17 protein-coding genes are annotated in these 18,967 nt (G+C 39.2%); 7 read left to right on the forward strand and 10 right to left on the reverse strand.

The genetic code is table 11. The features are described 5' to 3' along the window. Positions 1 to 2 precede the first annotated feature (2 nt). From ACHFIZ_RS08745 to ACHFIZ_RS08760, 4 genes are all read right to left on the reverse strand, one after another. The gene (locus tag ACHFIZ_RS08745; protein WP_410884885.1) at positions 3 to 1,019 is read right to left on the reverse strand and encodes an asparaginase; all 1,017 of its coding nucleotides are present in this window, start codon (positions 1,017 to 1,019) and stop codon (positions 3 to 5) included. 1 nt (position 1,020) lies between these two features. Further along, on the reverse strand, positions 1,021 to 1,788 hold the full coding sequence (locus ACHFIZ_RS08750) for a TatD family hydrolase (RefSeq protein ID WP_410884886.1): 768 nt from the start codon (positions 1,786 to 1,788) through the stop codon (positions 1,021 to 1,023). Between the two features lie 86 nt (positions 1,789 to 1,874). Continuing rightward, positions 1,875 to 2,864, reverse strand: coding sequence for an FKBP-type peptidyl-prolyl cis-trans isomerase (locus ACHFIZ_RS08755; RefSeq protein WP_410884888.1), 990 nt, complete (start codon positions 2,862 to 2,864; stop codon positions 1,875 to 1,877). 91 nt (positions 2,865 to 2,955) lie between these two features. Next, the gene (locus ACHFIZ_RS08760) at positions 2,956 to 3,966 is read right to left on the reverse strand and encodes a DHH family phosphoesterase (protein ID WP_410884889.1); all 1,011 of its coding nucleotides are present in this window, start codon (positions 3,964 to 3,966) and stop codon (positions 2,956 to 2,958) included. A 108-nt stretch (positions 3,967 to 4,074) separates the two neighbouring features. Here ACHFIZ_RS08760 and ACHFIZ_RS08765 point away from each other — a divergent pair, with 108 nt between their 5' ends. The 3 genes from ACHFIZ_RS08765 to ACHFIZ_RS08775 are packed head-to-tail and all read left to right on the forward strand — an operon-like array spanning position 4,075 to position 5,454. Next, complete coding sequence (locus ACHFIZ_RS08765) at positions 4,075 to 4,494, forward strand: nucleoside-diphosphate kinase (protein WP_410884892.1); 420 nt, start codon at positions 4,075 to 4,077, stop codon at positions 4,492 to 4,494. Position 4,495: 1 nt separating this feature from the next. Next, positions 4,496 to 5,239, forward strand: coding sequence for an FKBP-type peptidyl-prolyl cis-trans isomerase (locus tag ACHFIZ_RS08770; protein ID WP_410884894.1), 744 nt, complete (start codon positions 4,496 to 4,498; stop codon positions 5,237 to 5,239). A 50-nt stretch (positions 5,240 to 5,289) separates the two neighbouring features. After that, positions 5,290 to 5,454, forward strand: coding sequence for a hypothetical protein (locus ACHFIZ_RS08775; RefSeq protein WP_410884896.1), 165 nt, complete (start codon positions 5,290 to 5,292; stop codon positions 5,452 to 5,454). Between the two features lie 15 nt (positions 5,455 to 5,469). Here ACHFIZ_RS08775 and ACHFIZ_RS08780 read toward each other — a convergent pair whose 3' ends face one another. After that, positions 5,470 to 5,760, reverse strand: coding sequence for a DUF721 domain-containing protein (locus tag ACHFIZ_RS08780; protein ID WP_410884898.1), 291 nt, complete (start codon positions 5,758 to 5,760; stop codon positions 5,470 to 5,472). Then, the gene (gene recF / locus ACHFIZ_RS08785) at positions 5,753 to 6,856 is read right to left on the reverse strand and encodes a DNA replication/repair protein RecF (RefSeq protein ID WP_410885040.1); all 1,104 of its coding nucleotides are present in this window, start codon (positions 6,854 to 6,856) and stop codon (positions 5,753 to 5,755) included. The genes ACHFIZ_RS08780 and recF overlap by 8 nt, the downstream gene beginning before the upstream one ends. Positions 6,857 to 6,992: 136 nt before the next feature. On the opposite strand from recF, the gene ACHFIZ_RS08790 reads away from it, so the two are divergent. The 4 genes from ACHFIZ_RS08790 to ytxJ all read left to right on the forward strand — a co-directional run bounded on the left by ACHFIZ_RS08790 (position 6,993) and on the right by ytxJ (position 8,801). Next, complete coding sequence (locus tag ACHFIZ_RS08790) at positions 6,993 to 7,661, forward strand: tetratricopeptide repeat protein (RefSeq protein ID WP_410884900.1); 669 nt, start codon at positions 6,993 to 6,995, stop codon at positions 7,659 to 7,661. 105 nt (positions 7,662 to 7,766) lie between these two features. After that, a complete protein-coding gene (gene ribH, locus ACHFIZ_RS08795) occupies positions 7,767 to 8,258 on the forward strand; it encodes a 6,7-dimethyl-8-ribityllumazine synthase (protein WP_410884902.1) in 492 nt (163 codons plus the stop codon). Positions 8,259 to 8,321: 63 nt separating this feature from the next. Beyond that, entirely contained in the window at positions 8,322 to 8,444 is a 123-nt protein-coding gene (locus ACHFIZ_RS08800) for a hypothetical protein (protein ID WP_410884904.1), read from the forward strand. 24 nt (positions 8,445 to 8,468) lie between these two features. Continuing rightward, complete coding sequence (gene ytxJ / locus ACHFIZ_RS08805) at positions 8,469 to 8,801, forward strand: bacillithiol system redox-active protein YtxJ (RefSeq protein WP_410884905.1); 333 nt, start codon at positions 8,469 to 8,471, stop codon at positions 8,799 to 8,801. A 61-nt stretch (positions 8,802 to 8,862) separates the two neighbouring features. On the opposite strand, the gene ACHFIZ_RS08810 is transcribed toward ytxJ, so the two are convergent. The 4 genes from ACHFIZ_RS08810 to ACHFIZ_RS08825 form a co-directional block, all read right to left on the reverse strand. After that, entirely contained in the window at positions 8,863 to 9,915 is a 1,053-nt protein-coding gene (locus ACHFIZ_RS08810; protein WP_410884907.1) for a cell shape determination protein CcmA, read from the reverse strand. An 11-nt stretch (positions 9,916 to 9,926) separates the two neighbouring features. Further along, the gene (locus ACHFIZ_RS08815) at positions 9,927 to 11,516 is read right to left on the reverse strand and encodes a RagB/SusD family nutrient uptake outer membrane protein (protein WP_410884909.1); all 1,590 of its coding nucleotides are present in this window, start codon (positions 11,514 to 11,516) and stop codon (positions 9,927 to 9,929) included. Between the two features lie 11 nt (positions 11,517 to 11,527). After that, positions 11,528 to 14,683, reverse strand: a complete 3,156-nt coding sequence (locus ACHFIZ_RS08820) for a SusC/RagA family TonB-linked outer membrane protein (protein ID WP_410884911.1) — start codon at positions 14,681 to 14,683, stop codon at positions 11,528 to 11,530. 135 nt (positions 14,684 to 14,818) lie between these two features. Then, complete coding sequence (locus ACHFIZ_RS08825) at positions 14,819 to 18,964, reverse strand: two-component regulator propeller domain-containing protein (protein ID WP_410884913.1); 4,146 nt, start codon at positions 18,962 to 18,964, stop codon at positions 14,819 to 14,821. Positions 18,965 to 18,967: the final 3 nt, after the last annotated feature.

Genomic DNA, 18,967 nt, shown 5'->3' on the forward strand with positions numbered 1-18,967 from the left:
CCTTAGGAAGTCAATTCGCCGCGTAACGATCGCTCCATTAATTGGATACTGGTTTCTTGATCAAGATTCAACCCCAACACATACATGAGTTTAGTGCATGTAGCTTCAAAGGTCATATCGTGCCCGCTAATAATGCCCATCTGTTGCAGTTTTTTGCTGGTTTCATACATTCCCAACTCCACAGCACCCCGCTGACATTGCGTAATGTCAATGATCAGCTTACCTTTTGCCACTGCTTGTGCCAGGCATTGTAAAAACCATTCTGCAGTTGTTGTATTTCCCGAGCCAAAAGTCTCCATTATGATGGCATCGACATTGGCTTCAGTGATGGCGAGTACCGCTTGTTTAGAAATACCAGGATATAATTTAAGCACGCCAATATTTGGATTTAAATCCAGGTGTACAATAATTTTCTTCTCTGGGTGCGGCAGGATATAATTTCCGAAGAAGGATAGGTTAACTCCAGCTTCTGCTAAAACCGCATAGTTTGGAGAGCGAAAGGCTTCAAACTTTTCCGCATTATATTTTATAGCGCGATTGCCTCTGAATAATTGGTAGTCGAAATAAATACATACCTCAGGAATCATTGCTTTTCCGTTGTTCTTCGTTGCGGCGATCTCTAGCGCCGTAATTAAATTCTCTTTAGCATCTGTACGAATTTCCCCAATAGGAAGTTGTGAGCCCGTTAGGACTACCGGTTTGCTTAAGTTCTGTAACATAAAACTCAACGCTGACGCTGTAAAGGCCATAGTATCTGATCCATGAAGGATCACAAACCCATCAAACTCATCATATTTATCCCTGATCAATAATGCAAGCTCTACCCAAATCTCCGGGGTCATGTTAGAAGAATCTAATATCGGATCAAAGGAATGCACATCCAGCCGATAATTTAAACGAGCCAGTTCGGGCACATTTTGTCGGATCTGTTTAAAATTGAAGGGTATTAGTGTCCCTGTTTTGGGATCATGCACCATTCCAATCGTGCCTCCTGTGTAAATAATCAGTATACTTACCATTTTAAATGTTGAAAATTACTTTGGAGTTTGCGGTTGTAACTGTAGCCACTTCTTCTACGTTTACACCATATATTTCAGCCACTTTTTCTGCGATATATACCAAATAACTACTTTCATTGGTTTTACCTCTGAAAGGTACAGGAGCAAGATAGGGTGAATCGGTTTCGAGAACTAACTTATCCAATGGAATATCCTTCAAAACTACGTCTAGGCCACTATTCTTATAGGTTACGACTCCTCCTATCCCGAGATAAAACCCAAGGTCGATCGCTTGCTTAGCTTGCTCCAGATTACCTGTAAAGCAATGAAAAATGCCATGTAGTAACGGGTCTCTTTCCTCTTCCAATACTTCAAAAACTTCATCAAAAGCTTCTCTACAATGAATCACTATCGGCAGCTCCAAATCTTTAGCCCATTTGATTTGCTCTTTGAATGCGATACGTTGAAATTCAAGGGAAGTTTTGTCCCAATGCAGGTCAATCCCTATCTCACCAATAGCATAGATTTGCCTATCTATCATATTTTCGCAGATTGCATCCAAAACCAACTCATAATCTTCCTTTACATCACACGGATGGAGCCCGGTCATAGCAAAACAATTACCAGGATAACGATTTACGAGTTCATCGATCTGAGGTATAGAGGCCAAATCTACGTTTGGCAGAAACAGGCGGCTTACACCGACATCGAAACATCGTTGCATGAGCGACGCTTGCTTTTCGGTATCTGTCTCATAATATAAGTGGGTGTGGGTGTCTGTTAGAAGCATGGACGAAGTTACTAAAAAAACCCTGTCAGCGAGAGGCCAACAGGGTTTCTAAATATGGTTTAGCCTTTCAAGGCCTTCAAATCAACTTAACGGATAACAACCGGTGGTGCTGTTACCGCGGGAGCTCCAGCAACTGGTTTTTTAATGTTAACTATCTCAATTTCAAAAATTAGTGGGGCATAAGGACTGATTTTCGCTTGTGGCTGACCGCCTTCGCCATAACCCAATTTTGAAGGGATGATTAAAGTGATTTTTCCACCTTTACCGATCAATTGGTAGCCTTCGTCAAATCCCGGGATTGCATTACCAATACTGAACGGTCTTGGCTCATACTTAACCATTGGGTTACCAAGCTTTGCTTCTTTGGCGATTTTCTCATCCGTTGTATCGAAAACATGATATGTACCATCAGATTTCTTGGTTGCTAGTTTCCCAGTGTAATTAAGCATTACTGTGTCACCTAGTATTGGCTTTTGAGCTGATCCAGGGTTATTGATTACATATTGCAAGCCAGAAGCAGTAGTTTGAGTTTTAAGCTTGTTGTCTTCAATGTACGCTTTGATCTTTGCAGCTTCAGCACCTTTTAGTTTCCCCTGAGCAGCTAGGTAATCTTTTTGGAAAAACTCCTGTGCTCTTTTTTGGAAAGCTTGATCTGTCTCACCAGCACTTTTCTTAAATACTTTCTCCACTTTGATGTCGAAAATTAGATAAGTATCTTTTGCGTTTGTAGGTGGTTTTGGCTGACCAGTACGTTTAGCCATTGTGTCAAGGTTTAATTTGAATGAAGCACTGTCACCCTCTCCAAAAAGTGTCAATACATCGTTCATATCACCACCGTACATTTTTTTGGCAACAGGAAATACCTGTGGAGACTCAATATCATAAGTGCTGAAGATCACTGTGTCTCTTTCGTTTTTCTGAACAAAGTTCAACTTCACGATATCACCTTCTTTGATTTTCTCTTTACCCGCATCGGTGAAAATCTTGTACTCCAAGCCTCCTTTAGCTTTTTTGTAGTTGTTACATGCAGCTAACCCTATTGTAGCTGCGAAAAGAATTACTATACTTTTCTTCATTTTGGTTTTAAATTATTTTGTTTGTTTATATTTTGTTAAAGTCGTAATCGTTTGAGCGGCGTTCGTTTTCTGTACTGCTGTACAGACTATTTTACTGCAATAGCTGTGTTTTATATTCTTTAAGTATCTCTTTAAAATCAGCAACTGTTGTCAGCAAGTCCTTACTGGAAACACCCCCTGCCGCATTTCTATGACCACCACCATCAAAATACTTTTTACAGATTTCATTTGCCGGAAAATCACCGGTAGAGCGCAAAGATAATTTAACTTTATCAGTTCTTTCAATTATAAAAGCTGCAAGTTTGATCCCATTGACAGATAATGCGTAATTCACAATACCCTCGGTATCACCTGTTGCTATTTTGTATTCATTCAACTCCTGTTTAGTAACGGAGATAATTGCCGTATTGTACTCCCTCAGTATTTCCAACTTGTTGCTGATGCAGTGACCCAAAAAACGTAAACGGTTTTCTGTAGCATTATCGTATACCAGCTGGTGGATCCTCCAGTGTTCTGCTCCGGCATCGATCAAGTCTGCAGCGATCCTATAAACAGCGGCATTGGCAGACTCAAATCTGAAAGATCCTGAATCCGTCATGATTCCAGTATACAAGCATGTTGCGATGTCTTTATTAATCATCGCTCCATCCTTCAATTCATTTACTATAAAGTTGTAAACCAACTGAGCGGCGGCACAGGCATTAATACTCCAGTGACGATAATCGTCAAAATCTTCCGGCTCCAGGTGGTGATCGATCATCAACTTGTAAGCTTCAGAAGCACGAACCAATTCACCAAGCTCATTAATCCTGCTTAAGGTATTAAAATCTAAACAAAAGATAAGCGCTGCTTCGGATACAAATTTGGCAGCGCGCTCAGTTTCATCAGCATATATAATAACGTCAGAATTATTAGGAAGCCAATGCAAGAATTGAGGATAATCTGTTGGAGTAATCACTTTCACATGATGCCCCAACTGGATCAAATAAGCGTATAAACCTAAAGAGGAGCCCATGGCATCCCCATCCGGCTTATGATGGGTAGTGATCACTATTTTTTGCGGCGTGGCCAGCAATTCTTTTATTTCGGTAATGGACAACATATTTTCGGGGGCAAAGCTAATGATTTAATGATAATTTGGAGCCTAATAAAATTCAAGCTTTAATATTAACACTATAAAATGTAATTTTGTGAAAATTTTAAACAAAAAATGAGTACAAACAGAACATTTACAATGATTAAGCCGGATGCTGTTGCGAACGGACACACCGGTGCAATCATCAATGACATCACTACCGCAGGCTTCAAAATCATCGCATTAAAATACACCCATCTTACTACAGAAACTGCCGGTAAATTTTATGAAGTTCATAAAGACCGTCCTTTCTACAAAGACTTAGTAGCCTTTATGTCATCAGGACCAATCGTTGCTGCAATCTTAGAAAAAGAAAACGCGATTGAAGACTTTAGAAAACTGATTGGTGCTACTAATCCAGCTGATGCTGCTGAAGGAACTATTCGTAAGAAGTACGCAAAATCTATTGATGCAAATGCAGTTCATGGTTCAGATTCAGATGAAAATGCAGCGATCGAAGGAGACTTTTTCTTCACAGCTGATGAGCGCTTTTAATATGAAAAAGTTTCTTTTCACACTGTTGATTACTGCGTTTGCTGCTACCGTATCTGCGCAAACTGCAAAAAAAGCTTTTGCGGTAAAAAAAGCCACGACTGGAAAAACGGCTACCAAAACTGCTGTTCAGCCCTTGGCTATTACTAACACGTTGGATTCTGCCAGCTATGCTTTTGGCTTAGGAACTGCGAGTAACATGAAACAGGGCGGAATAACAGCCCTAAATTACGCACTGTTATTGCAGGGATTTAAAGATGCTTTTGCAGGCAAAACACCACTGATAGACAAAGCAAAAGCAGAAGTTGCTATCAATAATTTGGTAAATAGTTTGACAAGGGCAAAATATTCTATTCAGATAAATGAAGGTAAAAGCTTCCTTGAAAACAACAAAAAGTTGCCGGGTGTTCAAGTAACAACGAGCGGTTTACAGTACCAGGTGTTGATTAAAGGCACTGGTGTGAGTCCGAAAGTTATCGATACCGTTTTGGTTCATTACAAGGGTTCCTTATTAAACGGAGACGAGTTTGATAGTTCTTACAAGAGGAATGCGCCAATTTCCTTTCCCTTAAATGGCGTGATCCCAGGTTGGATAGAGGGAGTTCAATTGATGCAACAAGGTGCTAAATACAAATTTTTCATCCCATACCAATTGGCCTATGGCGAAAGTGGCGCAGGGAATAACATTCCGCCATTCAGCACCTTAATATTTGAAGTGGAACTTTTAAAAGTTACGGCAGGTAAATAATAAAACCATTACTATAAATTTTTGTTAAATAATACAAAACAAAAATTATAATGACTAAAAGATATTTTCCGCTAGCACTTATCGCATTAATTACTACAACACTTACGAGCTGTGCAGCGATTCAAGGGATATTCAAAGCCGGAATGATAACAGGGATAATAGTAGTTGTACTAGTGATATCACTGATCATCTGGATTGTAAGTAAAGTATTTTGATGACAGCAATATAGTTTACAAAAAAACTATGTCTGTAATGACTTCAGTACCGGCTCGTTCATTAATCTTTTGAATGATGCCGGTTCTGACCATCAAAAGTTCGTTCTTTATCACAGATGATTCCAGTCTGATAAACAATTTCTTTTGGGCTATATAAATTTGAGTGGTTCTGTTTGCTACTGCCTTACCCATTAGCTCTGGCCAGTATGCCACGACAGAAGTTTCATCAAATCTCCCTTTAAGCTTATATACGTTAAGCAACTTTCCAATTCCTTCTTTCAAGGTAATATCGTTCGGTTTACGCATGGCTTAAGGTTCCTTTGTTCACTTCAAATATTGTTAATGGTGTCGCTATCTTTTCAAAGATAGCTAATACCCTTTCTTTTCCTGTATCTGTGATGAAAATCTGTCCGAAGTCATGGTGTGAAACCATTTCCATCAACTTACTTACCCGGTTGTCATCTAATTTATCGAAGATGTCGTCAAGCAATAGTAGCGGTTTAAACCCCTTATGTTTTTGGAGGTAGGCGTATTGTGAAAGCTTTAGTGAAATTACGAAAGATTTCTGCTGACCCTGGGAACCAAATTTCTTGAGCGGCATATCAGAGATCGTAAATATTAATTCATCTTTGTGAATCCCGGTAGTCGTTCGCTCTAAAACTTTATCTTTTTCTACAGATTGAACCAATAACTGCTCAAAATTGGTGTCTGTTAGCTGGCTCTGATACTGCAACCCTACCTGCTCGTTGTCTTCCGTTAAAAACTGGTAATATTTGTTGAACAGCGGGATGAAATGAATCATAAACGCTTGTCTTTTTGCAAAGATTTTTAGTCCAGATGCAACAAGCTGATCATTAAATATCTCTAGCAAAGAAGGATCATAACTTTTAGATACAGAGATTTGTTTCAATAATGCATTCCTATTTAACAAATGCTTGTTATAGAGTATTAATTCATCAAGATAGTTGGAATCGGTCTGCGATATCACATTGTCCATAAACCTTCGTCGCTCCTCACTCCCTTCCATAATGATATTTGTATCATAAGGAGAGACCATGACTAATGGAAAAAGACCAATATGGTGAGCTAGCTTATCATACTCCTTCTTATTCCTTTTGAATTGTTTCTTTTGATTTCGTTTAACGCCGCAGGTGATTTTCTCATTCTTTTCCAATCGCTCGAAATCCCCCTGGATCATAAACAGATCTTCATTGGTCTTAATCTGTTGCGTATCGATTGGATTAAAATATCCTTTACAGAGGCATAAATAATGAATAGCATCCAGGAGGTTGGTTTTGCCGGCACCATTATCGCCTACGAACGCATTGACGGTCTTGGAGAAACTGACATTTGCATCAGAATAATTTTTGAAATTTAGAAGCGTAATGTTTTTTAACCACATATAATCTATTTCAAAGTTACCGTTTACCATTGTCAATTAAGATGGCTATTAATATGTTTTATTAAATACTTAAAAAAGAGGTTGATACTTTGATGTAAAAACGTATTTTTGCAATCCTTAATTTTTTTAAAACAAAATGTTGACAACAGAAAAAGAAACTACCCAGCCGGTTAGAAAGGGCTCATTTTTACAAGAAAACACGAAAAGCCTATTATTTATTGCTGGTGCGATTGTGCTGCTTATCGCTATCTATATATGGTATCAAAACTTTTACTTAAAAGGCAGGGCAGAAGAAGCTTCAGCAAAAATGTACAAAGCTGAACGATTTATCGGAGTTGATTCCTTATCGAATAAGGCTTTAAATGGTGAAGGTGGATATCCTGGTTTAGAGAAAATTGCTGATGAGTATGCGAACACTAAATCTGCAAACCTTGCTAACCTTTACTTAGGTGGTATATATTTACGTAAAGGCGAATACAAAAAAGCCGTTGAGTCGTTAGGCAGCTATTCTGAAACAGGAAGCACAGTTATTGACCCCCTTGCTCTTGGTCTTCTGGGTGACGCTTACAGTGAGCTGAAAGATTATAAACAAGCCGCTACTTACTACAAGAAAGCTGCAGATAAAGCTAGTAACAAGTTCACATCACCAATGTTCCTTAAAAAATTAGGATTAGTAAATGAAATGTTGAAAGATTTCAAAGGCGCTCAGGATGCCTACACTAAAATCAAGACTCAATATCCTGATAGCCAGGAAGCAGTATTGATTGATGAATACATCGGTCGCGCAGAAGCTCAGGTAAAGTAGTATTACTTACCCTTAAAAGGTATAACAGTACCCTGTTCGATTAACTTCGACAGGGTATTTTTGATTAAGGCAGGTCATAAATATATTTTTATCTAGCTTTGCAATATGGCAACACATCTTAAAAACCTATCTGATTTTTCGCATACTACGATACCAAGTGGAGAAAACTATAAAATTGCTATAGCAGTGGCAGAATGGAACGCTGAGATAACGGGAGCATTATACAAAGGAGCATTCGATACACTTTTAAAACATGGCGTTCTTGATGAGAATATTATGTCAGTTGTAGTACCAGGAAGTTTTGAACTAACAAGCACGGCAGATATTCTTCTGAACAAATACGCTGACCTTGACGCTGTGATTTGCTTAGGCTGTGTGATACAAGGAGACACCAAGCATTTCGACTTCATTTGTGAAGCGGTAGCGAATGGTATCACGCAAGTCAGCATAAAGCATGGTAAACCGGTAATATTTGGCGTACTCACCACTAATGATCAACAGCAAGCAATTGACCGTGCCGGAGGCAAACATGGAAACAAGGGAGACGAAGCAGCCATCACCGCAATAAAGATGGCAGATCTGTCTGCCAACCTGTAAAAGCTTTGAATGTTTATTCAAATTAGTTAGCTTAGTACAAGATTCTACCGTAAATAAAAACTGATGAAAAAAATTGCAGTACTACTGATTGGCGTATTTTTTGCAATCACTGTTTTGGAAGCATGCTCTAGCAGACTTTGCCCAGCATACAGTTCGTATCCGGAAGGCAAAAGAAGAAGAGGATAATTTAGACAACGAAAAAAATTACAGATGCAGTGGAAATACATTACTGATTTAGATCAGATCAATAACATTAAAAAACAAGAAGGATACAGCCTGATATTTAAACACAGTACCCGCTGCTCAGTCAGCATGATGGCAAAGCGCCGCTTCGAAATGGATTGGGAAGCAATTCCGGAAAATACTTCTTTATATTTTCTAGATCTGATCAAATACAGGCCGATTTCAGTCCAAATAGCAGAGACATTTCAGGTGCAACACGAATCTCCACAGATACTATTAATTAAAGATGGGAACTGCGTCCTTGATGCATCACATAGCGATATATCAGCAGAGGAAGTTGCGGAAGTGATTGGCAAATAAATACAAGGGAGATCCAATCCTGGCTCTCCCCGTACATTTAAACCAGCTATAGTTTTTATCTTTATCTAATAAATATTACATCGTCAAAATAAAATGCCTCATCTTGGGCATCAGGACCTTGAATAAAGAATCCAATTTGCTTGAAAGGACCGCCTTTTTTCCAAAGCTGCAAAGTCTCCATCGGTATTTTGAAGTACGTCCACACATTTGCAGGGATCTGAATTGGCACTGTGGTGTCTGAGTTTCCATAACCACCTTCTCTTTGATCTCCAGTTACATATAATGTGTAAGCTGCTGAAGCTCCCTTCACCCAAAATGACATAAATTTGAATCCAGGAGTATTGGCAATCCCAGTCCAATTGGCGAAGCCATTGGCGCTCCAGTTCCCTTTAATGTAGCCTGCTTTGAAAGAGGTTGCCCCTGTCTTCGCAAATGCAGTCGAAGTGGATGCTGGACCCCATGATGCATTCTCAAACCCGTTATTGTATCCTTCGGTAAAGATTTTATACGCCTTATCAAGGTTAACAAATACTTGGTTTGTAACGATCGGACCAGTGCTATTAGTAATTGTCAGGGCTGCACTGTTAACGTCAGTTGATGGCATTTTAATTACAAGGCTTCTCTTTTTCTGGGAAACGATAGTGGCAGTTGCAGAAGTACCAGTGACACCCACAGACACCACATCATTTAAGTTATTACCGGTGAGGGTGATCTCCGTATTCGTTTCAAAGTTGTAATTTGAAACCTCAGTTACCGTCGGCAATGCAATTACAGTATAAGGGATAGCTATTTGCTTATTTAATGAATTAGTTAGTATGATGTTCTGGTTACCGCCGGAAGCATCATCAGGAACCCTAAATACAACAGCGCTGTTATTGTTAAAAACGGGATTAAAATTCGCGAAAACGCTGTCTTTCTCAAACATAATTGTTTTCATTCCTCCAAGATCGCTTCCTGTTATAGATACTACTGTTCCGGCTGGTCCCTCCGACACTTCCAACGCATTCGCCTTAGGATTGTCTTTTGCTTCAGGCTTTTCAACTTCCTTAGTGCAGGAAGCAATGATGAATGCAACTCCAAAAAATAAAATTGATTTAATGTTGAACCTTTTCATAGTGATATTTTTTAATTGTAATAAGGAATAGCCGGCTTAGCTAGCTCGGGATTTGTTAAAATTTCAGTGGTAGGAATAGGTAGATACAAGTTTTCTGCGGCACGAAGTGTAGCTTTAATGCTTTCAATCACATGTTTTCCCGCAAAACCATAAATACCACGCTCCTGATTGTCTATAATTTGTTTGGCTTTGGCAAATCCTTGTCTCTGGATATCAAACCAATAATCCCCCTCGAAAGCAAATTCTACTCTCCGCTCATGAAGAATTACATCGGGTGTCAATACTGTTTTGTCTGCCGATACGCCAAATCCTGCACGATGTCTAACATCATTAAAGGCTTTCAATGCAGTCGCATCATTTGTTGATCCCGCGGTACCTAAAGTAGCCTCTGCATAGATCAGCAAAATATCAGCGTACCTCAATATATAGGTATTTATATCTGTTGAAGTGCCATTAACAACAACGTCTTTACTACCGGGACCAACTACGTATTTTAGTGAATTAGATCTTGTACCGGTTTTAATTTTTGTTTGCTGATCGGCTGAAGTAACATAAGTCGTATCGTAGACAAAACCAGATGGAAAATTAGTATTTACCCAATCTGTTCTGGTAAAACCTTGTTCCATAACAGACCAGCCCCTCCTTTTGTCGTTAGGCTCATAGCTATTTAACAAATCGATGGATGGTAAAATTGCAGAGTATCCTGCTCCGGTTGTTGGCAGTAATAGTGTCGATGGACCAACATAAGCCTGGATAGGATTTCCAATGGAATATCCACCAGCAGCAAGCCATTGGAAAGCAAATAGTACTTCTTGATTGTTATTCGCTGACGGATCCGTAAACATCCTGTAGTAGTCAGGATAAAGCGAATATTTACCAGAAGCAATAACTTGCCCGGCTTTTAATTTAGCATTATCAAAATCCTTTAAATAGAGATATACTTTAGCCATCATGCCCGTTGCTGATAGTTTTGTGACGCGGCCCTTTTCGTCTGTGGCTTGCAAATTTTCTTCAGCAAACTTCATATCTTCAATTGCAAACTTAAGCACGTCAGATTGGATGTAACGGGGAACATTGAATTTCCCAGTTTCCGCAAGTACAACAGGATCAGTAACGATTGGTACTGCCCCAAATACTCTAGCAAGGTAAAAATAGGCTACGCCACGCATAAATCTCGCCTCAGCAATACCTTGAATCAAAAAAGAAGCATCTGAAACCTTAGATTTTTTTTGCTCAAAAGTGTTTATCAGAACTGTGGCATTTCCAGCTTCTTTATAAAAGGCATACCATGATCTGGTCACCTGTTCATCAGTACCTGAAATTGAGAAGTTTAAAAATGTATTATATTTAGTATCTCCAGTATACATATTTCCACTCAATACCTCCCCGATCGCATGGAAAGCTTTATCCTGATATTCATACCATACACTATTATAAAGTAGTCCAGTAGCTCCCCTTACTTGCGCAGCGTTATCATAATACGTTTCAAGTGTTGGTTCATTTCTGGAAGGCTTCTCCAAAAAGTCTTTTTTACAGGAGAAGGTAATTGTCAACATCGCTATGGCGACTGCTGTATATATTATTCGTATTTTCAGTTTCATGTCAGTAGGTCTTAGAAAGTGATGTTTACACCAAATGTGAATGTGCGTGGATTGGGATAGTTTCCATTATCTATATTGAAGAAGGTAGCTCCACCATTGAATGCCCCAAGTTCTGGGTCATAACCAGTGTAATTAGTGAAAGTATACAGATTCTGACCAGATACAAAAAGCCTTGCGTTTGCCATTTTTGCCTTTTTTATAATATTTACAGGAAGGTTATATCCCAAAGTCACATTCTGAATTCTCAAATACGATCCATTTTCTACAAATCGGTCAGAAACCCTGAAGTTGTTGTTGTGCCATTGGTTATATCTTGGTAATTTTCCATCAGTATTGGTTGCAGAATACCTACCCATTACGGTCTCCAATTGGTTGTTATAAACATTGTTTAATGCTTCAGTGGTTCTCTTAGTATAATTTAGCACATCGTTTCCGTACGACCCTTGTAAGAACACTGATAAATCGAGCGTTTTGTACTTAAAGGTGTTGGTAATTCCGTAAGTAAAAGATGGATTAGGATCACCGATGAAAGTCAAATCATTTTGATCAATTTTACCATCAGCATTTAGGTCTTTATAACGAATATCGCCTAACCATGTACCCTTCGGACTAATACCTAATCCTTGATCAGGACCGCTATTCAATTCATCCATACTTCTGAAAAGACCGTCAGTAACAAAACCATAGAATCCTCCTACTGATCTGCCTGCAAGCGTTCTTGTTAACAATACAGCATTACCATACTCCACATACCTCGAAATGTCAGCAGTCTCGCTGTTTAAGGAGTTTAAAATATTCTTATAACGGGAGAAAATAAGGTTAGTTTTCCATTCAAAATTTGTACGAGTAATATTTGCTGAATTTATAGAGATATCAAATCCCGTGTTGACCATGTTACCGGCATTCACAACTGGTGCTTGTATATCGTTATATTGAATTCCAATTCCCGTAAACACAGGGAGTGAACTGGTTAGAATCATTTCTGATGTTTCCTTTTTATAAATATCCACGGTAAGTTCAAGCTTTCTGTCGAGAAAACCCATATCAATACCACCATTGTAAGTGATCACGGATTCCCATGCAAGTTTAGGATTACCTACATTCTGTGGAATACCACCTTGTCCGAATGGTGCGGTAGATATTAATCTGACCCTGGTAACATAGGCATTTTGCGTTGGGGAGTTTTGATTACCAACTGCTCCTGCTCCAGCTCTAAATTTCAAATAGTTTAGTACCTTAAGATCCTTAGCAAAGGTTTCATTCGTAACTGTCCAGCCTATTGAAGCTGCTGGGAAATAGCCGATTCTATTGTCAGGACCAAAAGCAGAGGAACCATCTCTTCTTAAAGAAACATTTAAAGCATATCTACTGTCATAGGTGTACCCTGCTCTACCAAAATAAGACTCCATAGCAAAATCACCCAGATATGACCCCAAAGACTGACCTGCTTCACCACCTGCACCAATTGCAGGAATATTTTGGGTAAGGTTTTGCCTTGCAGCTTCTAATTGATCGTATTCTCCTTCTTGAATTTCATGACCAAGTAAAGCCGTTACATTATGCTTGCCAAATGTTTGATTATAGTTTAAAAGGTTTCTCAAGCCATAGTAAACATTTGAAGATCTCTGCTCAACCAACCTGCTTGGCGTTAAAATATTATCTATGTATGGTTGAAATGCACTGTTGTCTCCAACCGTATAATCAAAGTTTGCTTCAGTTCTAAATGAAAGGCTTTTAGTAAATGATAGTTCTCCATAAAGGTTACCATATCCTTTGGTCTGAATATTTCTTACCTCACGGGCTAGAGCAAGTGCGATCGGGTTTCTAACATTACCGAAATTATAACCACCAACAGCAACAGTAGTAGCATACCCCCCACCCTCATTGTAAACTGGGGCGGCAGGACTGTTTGCTGTAGCAATGGTAACTATAGCATCAGAACCGTTTGTTAACGAGATTCGTTGGTTACTTCTTGTCAAATTGGTACTTAACCCGACTTTAAACCAGCTTTTTACCTGCTGATCAATATTGAACCTTAATGATAAGCGATTGAAGTCAGACCCTATAATTGTTCCTTCCTGGCTAAAATAATTGAAGGAGGTATAGTAGTTGGTTTTATCCTGTCCTCCAGAAAAACTGACCTGATGATTTTGCATCACACCACTTCTAAATACCTCATCCTGCCAATCAGTTCCTTTACCCAGTATAGATGGATTTTGGAACTCACCAACGGTAGTGAAAGTTGTATTACCATCAACCGCCGCAATCTCCCCTAAAACTTCATTGTTATATTGGGCAAACTGACTAAGATCCATGATTTTCAATTTCTTTTGAACTTCCTGTAAGCCATAATAACCTTCGTAAGTGATCTTTCCTTCTCCGGCCTTCCCTCTTTTTGTAGTTACGATAACCACCCCGTTCGCAGCTAATGATCCATAGATAGCTTGCGCTGAGGCATCTTTCAAAATGTCAACACTTAAAATATCTGATGGGTTAAGTGATGCTAAAGGACTTTGGCTAGTCTGTCCGCCCATACCTCCAAGTTGATCTTGAGAGATACTATTGCGGTTGCTTTGCAATGGAACCCCATCTACAACATAGAGTGGTTCGTTTCCATTTACGGAGGTAACGCCCCTAACCCGAACCGAAACTCCACCACCTGGTTGACCGCCGTTGGTGGTTACGCTTACGCCTGCAACTTTACCTTGCAGGACTTGATCCACACCTGAAACTGGAAGATCTTTAATGTCCTTTTCGCTGATTGATGAAATTGCAGAGGTTACATTAGACCGTTTGGCCGTACCGTAACCGATTACTACAACATCTGACAATATAGATACTGATGATTTCAAAGTGATGTTTAAGACCACTGTTGTTCCAACAATGGCTTCTGTAGATGTTGCACCTACATAGGAGAAAACAAGTACGCTTTCATCTGATGGAACAGAGATTGAATATTTACCATCTACGTTCGTAGAAGTGGAAGTTTTTGTGCCTTTTACTAATACTGCAGCGCCGGGTAAAGTTGTTCCGTCTTCATCGGTAACAATTCCGGTAATAATCCTGGTAGTGGTTTGGGCATAAATGGAATTGGAAATTCCGATTAGCGTAATGATGATGAATAGGCAATAAATCCACCTATTAAAACTTTTTCTTTTACTTTTCATTTTAATCAACATATTTGGTTTAGCTGGGAAACACGGGGAGTGTTTCCAAGGATAAACGTATGAAGAACAGGAATCTCGATTGCTAAAAAAGGGGGACTCAAATGTTAACCCCCTTGAAACGTTATTAAAAGACGGTTACATTTCTGCTTTTGTATATTTGGAAGGCAAAACATCAAATTCATCCTTGAACGACTTCACAAAGTTCTTGGTAGTTTTGAAGCCAACTTTATAGCAAACCTGAGAAACGGTGAGCTTTCCTTGTTCAAGGAGCTGAGTAGCTCTCTTTAAACGGTATGACTTGATAAATTCTAAAGGAGTTTTACCAGTAAGCGCCACGATGCGTTTGTAAAGTGTAACCCTGCTCACAAGCATTAAACCGCTCAGGATATCTACCGAGAAATTGCTGTTTGAAATGTTCCTTTCAATTTCTTGTAGCACTTGCTGAAGAAAGTCGTCATCCGGACTCTCAGATTCGACTTTCGCAGGCCGAACTTCAACCTGTTTTTGATAGACTCTTCTGAATGACTCTTGTTGAGCAAGGATATTTCTAATTTTTGAATGAAGGATCTCAAAGCTGAAAGGCTTTGTCATGTAATCATTCGCCCCGGTTTCAAGACCCGTAAGTTCTTGCTCTTCGCCAATAAGTGCAGTCAAAAGTATCACAGGAATCTGAGTGGTCCTGGAATCTAATCTGATTTTTTTACAAAGTTCAATACCAGTCATTTGAGGCATGGATATGTCGCTGACGATAATGTTGGGATGGTGAAACAGTGCTTTCTGCCAGCCGTCCTTTCCATTGACTGCCTCTATAACGTTGAAGTCTTCTTTCAGGTTATCCTTCAGGTAAAAACGTAGATCTGTATCATCTTCAACCAACAGCACTGTAGTTTTCTTCGACAAAGAAGGTCGAACAAGATCTCTTCGTTCAGGACTCTCATCTGCTATTAAGGCATCAACGAAATTATCGGTTGCAAAGCGCTGTTCTCTCAGCTCGTCAAAGGGAATAAGAATAATAAAACAACTGCCCTCGTCTTCGGCACTTTCCAGGAAAATTTCCCCACCGTGTAGCTTGACGAATTCTTTCGTAATGGCTAATCCTATGCCACTTCCCTGGTTGATAATTGCATCCGGGATTTCATTTTGGAAAAAGCTGTCGAATATTTTTTCCTGTTTTTCTTTAGCTATTCCTATTCCAGAATCCCTTACTCTGATCTCTACCATGTACTGATCCATCATAATGCAGTCCATAGAAACATTGACTTTACCATTACTAAATGTGAATTTGAAGCTGTTAGAAAGCAGATTAAATAGGATTCTTTCAATCTTATCTTGGTCAAAGTTTAGCTTCAATGTTTCATAGGTGGTGTTGAAAGTAAGCTGTATGTTTTTTTGCTCCGCTATGTCCTTGAAGGAATAGGTGATTTCTTTCACAAACAAAATAAGATCACCTGGCTGTTTCTGCAACTTTATTTCCTTAAGCTCCATCTTCCTAAAATCAAGCAATTGGTTTACGAGATTAAGCAGTCTTTTAGCATTCTTCTGAATCATGGAGACTTGTTCTTTGAGTTGATCGTCATCTAAAGCCTTCCTCAACTTATCAATTGGTGCCAGGATAAGCGACAAAGGAGTTCTGAATTCATGACTAACGTTCGTAAGAAATTTAATCTTCATTGCATCCATTTCTCTAATTCTTACAGCCTCCAGGCGTTCGCTATTAATAATCCGCTTTGTTTCTTTTTTATCCTGTTCCGTAGCGAACTGTGCTTTAAGTTTCCGGATGCCTCGGTGGCGCAAGTAATACAGCGCAGCTGCTACCAGCAGCACGGAGAGTATTTTAGCTAAAGTTGAATTATACCATGGATTTAGGATTTTGATCTTAAGAACCACAGGTTCAATATCTGATACCTCATCAGTGCTTATTGTACGAACTTTAAAAGTATAATTCCCTGGATCAAGGTTTGTATAGGTGGCTTTTCTAGATGTATTATCTGTAGCTATCCAGGTCTGATCAAATCCATCCAACATGTATTCCAGTTTTACCTTATGCGGACCTACATAATTTACCGAGGCAAATTCTATGGAGAAGACATTCTGATCATGGCTGAGGGTAATTTCTTTCGTGTTAAAGATAGAACGCTTGAGAATGGTACGACCGTCAACGCCCGTGTTAACAGTGACAGTTTTATTAAACAATTGAAAATCGGTAATAAAAAGTCTGGAAGTCTGATGATAAGGCTTTATGTTTGCTGGTTGAAAGATATTAATCCCATCGGGCCCACCGAATGCCAGTTCGCCAGTTTTGAGCTTAACAGAAGCGATCCTATTAAATTCTTTTCCTTGCAAACCATCATTTTCGTCGAAATTCTCGAACTTAACTTTGAAACCTTTTTTCTCGTCAACAGTAATTTTTGACAGACCGTTGGAAGTGCTCACCCAGAAGTTTCCGCTATCGTCTTGTTGAATGTCCATGACATTATTGTCAGCGAGACCTTCCTCAGTTGTATAATTATAGAAGCGGTTAGCTTTGGGACTATAAATGCTAAGTCCATCTCTGGTGCCTATCCAAAGCTTACCACTTCTATCAATGATAAAACTATTTATGTTGTCATTTACTAAACTATTATCATTGTTTGGGTTGTTGACTATCTTTACAAAGCGATCGCTGCCATTCATCAAAACATTCATTCCATAAGACGTACCTATCCAAATATTTTGCTGAGAATCTTCCAGCACTTTAAACACATAGTCTGAGCTTACCTTACCATTTTGCTGCCTGAATCGCTTAAACTTCCCTGTCTGTCTATTAAAAAGGTTCAATCCTCCGCCCATTGTGGCAATCCAGAATCTGTTTGACGAATCCTCCAGGAAGTCGGACACCTTATTGTCACTTAAACTTTCCAGATCATTGGGGATCCGCTTATAATGTTTAAAAACCCCCTTTTCGAAAATATCAAATCCCCCGGTATAGGTTCCCACCCATATTTTTTCAAACTGGTCGATATAGATCGCAACAATCGCATCATGGGAAAGGCTCTTAGGATTTCTTAAATCATGGCGATAGGAAATAAACTTCCCCGAAGATCTTTTATAATAGACTAGCCCCTTTCCATTGGTGCCAATCCAGATATTACCTGCCTTATCCTCAACCATTCTATTTACATCACTGTAGATCAGGCTGCCTGGATCAGAAGAGTGTTTTATAAGATTAAACTTGATGATCCCGGGATGGTAAAAGTTAATACCCTTTCTGAATGTGCCGATCCATACGATACCCTGGTCATCATAATAAATACTCGAAATACTATTTTGACTAAGACTCTTGCTGTCGTTTTCATTGTTTAGGACATATTTGATCGCAGAAATCCTTTTATTAATAACATTAATGCCGCCATGGTCTGTCCCGATCCATATGTTATCATCTTTGTCCTGCACTACTCCGGTAACGATATCAGAATTTAACTTCAGGTAGGCGGAAGCTTTGCTAATTTTTCTGAGAACTTTTGTGCCAGGATCAAATGAAGTTACTCCGGTAGAGGTTGAAATATCATAAACCCATACCAATCCCTGACGGTCGACGAAGATTTTATAAGTATCACTTTCAGGATTATAAAATTTATTTGCCAGACTGATCCGCTGTTCTACACGCCGGGTTGTCTTAGAAAGCATTTCCAACAGGCCATCAGCATGAATAATCCAAGCATTGCCATTTTTGTCCTCCGCAAGATCGATAACCGGACTTACACCTACTGTATTTTCAACGCGCAGGTGATGAGAAACATGTGCGCTCTTTTGTGTTTTTGAATCATATTTATATAGCCCGGTAACTGTGGATACAAACCAAAAAACCCCATCATGTCCCTTTCTAACCATACGAACATTGCTGTCCGGAATTCCGTACTTTTCCAGCTCAGGCTTAATATTATGGTCGAATTGTTCGGTTTCGGGATCATAGATATCCAGCCCTGCCCTTGTTTCTATCCACAACTTCTGATTTGGGCCTTCATTGATCGTTCGGACATCACTGTCGCTTATTGTCGAGCTATTCTTCCCCCTGTGTTTATATACCTTAAAACTGTAACCGTCAAAGCGGGCGAGCCCAGCCATGGTTCCTAACCAAAGAAATCCTTTGTTATCCTTATAAAAGCAGTTAACATCGTTATGGGGCAACCCGTTATCAATGTTAAGATGAGAAAACTGATATTGATCGTATTGCGCTTTTATATCGTTATTAAAAAAGATGAGCAATGCGATACAAACCGACGATTTTATGCTTTTATACATTAA

It is taken from the genome of Pedobacter sp. JCM 36344 (assembly GCF_046546555.1).
GTDB lineage: Bacteria > Bacteroidota > Bacteroidia > Sphingobacteriales > Sphingobacteriaceae > Pedobacter.

Coding starts and splice junctions, on each gene's coding strand:
- ACHFIZ_RS08750 (WP_410884886.1), bottom strand. CDS start 1,788: ATGCTTCTAACAGACACCCACACCCACTTATATTATGAGACAGATACC.
- recF (WP_410885040.1), bottom strand. CDS start 6,856: ATGTGGTTAAAAAACATTACGCTTCTAAATTTCAAAAATTATTCTGAT.
- ACHFIZ_RS08765 (WP_410884892.1), top strand. CDS start 4,075: ATGAGTACAAACAGAACATTTACAATGATTAAGCCGGATGCTGTTGCG.
- ACHFIZ_RS08760 (WP_410884889.1), bottom strand. CDS start 3,966: ATGTTGTCCATTACCGAAATAAAAGAATTGCTGGCCACGCCGCAAAAA.
- ACHFIZ_RS08775 (WP_410884896.1), top strand. CDS start 5,290: ATGACTAAAAGATATTTTCCGCTAGCACTTATCGCATTAATTACTACA.
- ACHFIZ_RS08780 (WP_410884898.1), bottom strand. CDS start 5,760: ATGCGTAAACCGAACGATATTACCTTGAAAGAAGGAATTGGAAAGTTG.
- ACHFIZ_RS08810 (WP_410884907.1), bottom strand. CDS start 9,915: ATGAAAAGGTTCAACATTAAATCAATTTTATTTTTTGGAGTTGCATTC.
- ACHFIZ_RS08825 (WP_410884913.1), bottom strand. CDS start 18,964: ATGTATAAAAGCATAAAATCGTCGGTTTGTATCGCATTGCTCATCTTT.
- ytxJ (WP_410884905.1), top strand. CDS start 8,469: ATGCAGTGGAAATACATTACTGATTTAGATCAGATCAATAACATTAAA.
- ACHFIZ_RS08820 (WP_410884911.1), bottom strand. CDS start 14,683: ATGAAAAGTAAAAGAAAAAGTTTTAATAGGTGGATTTATTGCCTATTC.
- ACHFIZ_RS08755 (WP_410884888.1), bottom strand. CDS start 2,864: ATGAAGAAAAGTATAGTAATTCTTTTCGCAGCTACAATAGGGTTAGCT.
- ACHFIZ_RS08815 (WP_410884909.1), bottom strand. CDS start 11,516: ATGAAACTGAAAATACGAATAATATATACAGCAGTCGCCATAGCGATG.
- ACHFIZ_RS08800 (WP_410884904.1), top strand. CDS start 8,322: ATGAAAAAAATTGCAGTACTACTGATTGGCGTATTTTTTGCAATCACT.
- ACHFIZ_RS08745 (WP_410884885.1), bottom strand. CDS start 1,019: ATGGTAAGTATACTGATTATTTACACAGGAGGCACGATTGGAATGGTG.
- ribH (WP_410884902.1), top strand. CDS start 7,767: ATGGCAACACATCTTAAAAACCTATCTGATTTTTCGCATACTACGATA.
- ACHFIZ_RS08770 (WP_410884894.1), top strand. CDS start 4,496: ATGAAAAAGTTTCTTTTCACACTGTTGATTACTGCGTTTGCTGCTACC.
- ACHFIZ_RS08790 (WP_410884900.1), top strand. CDS start 6,993: ATGTTGACAACAGAAAAAGAAACTACCCAGCCGGTTAGAAAGGGCTCA.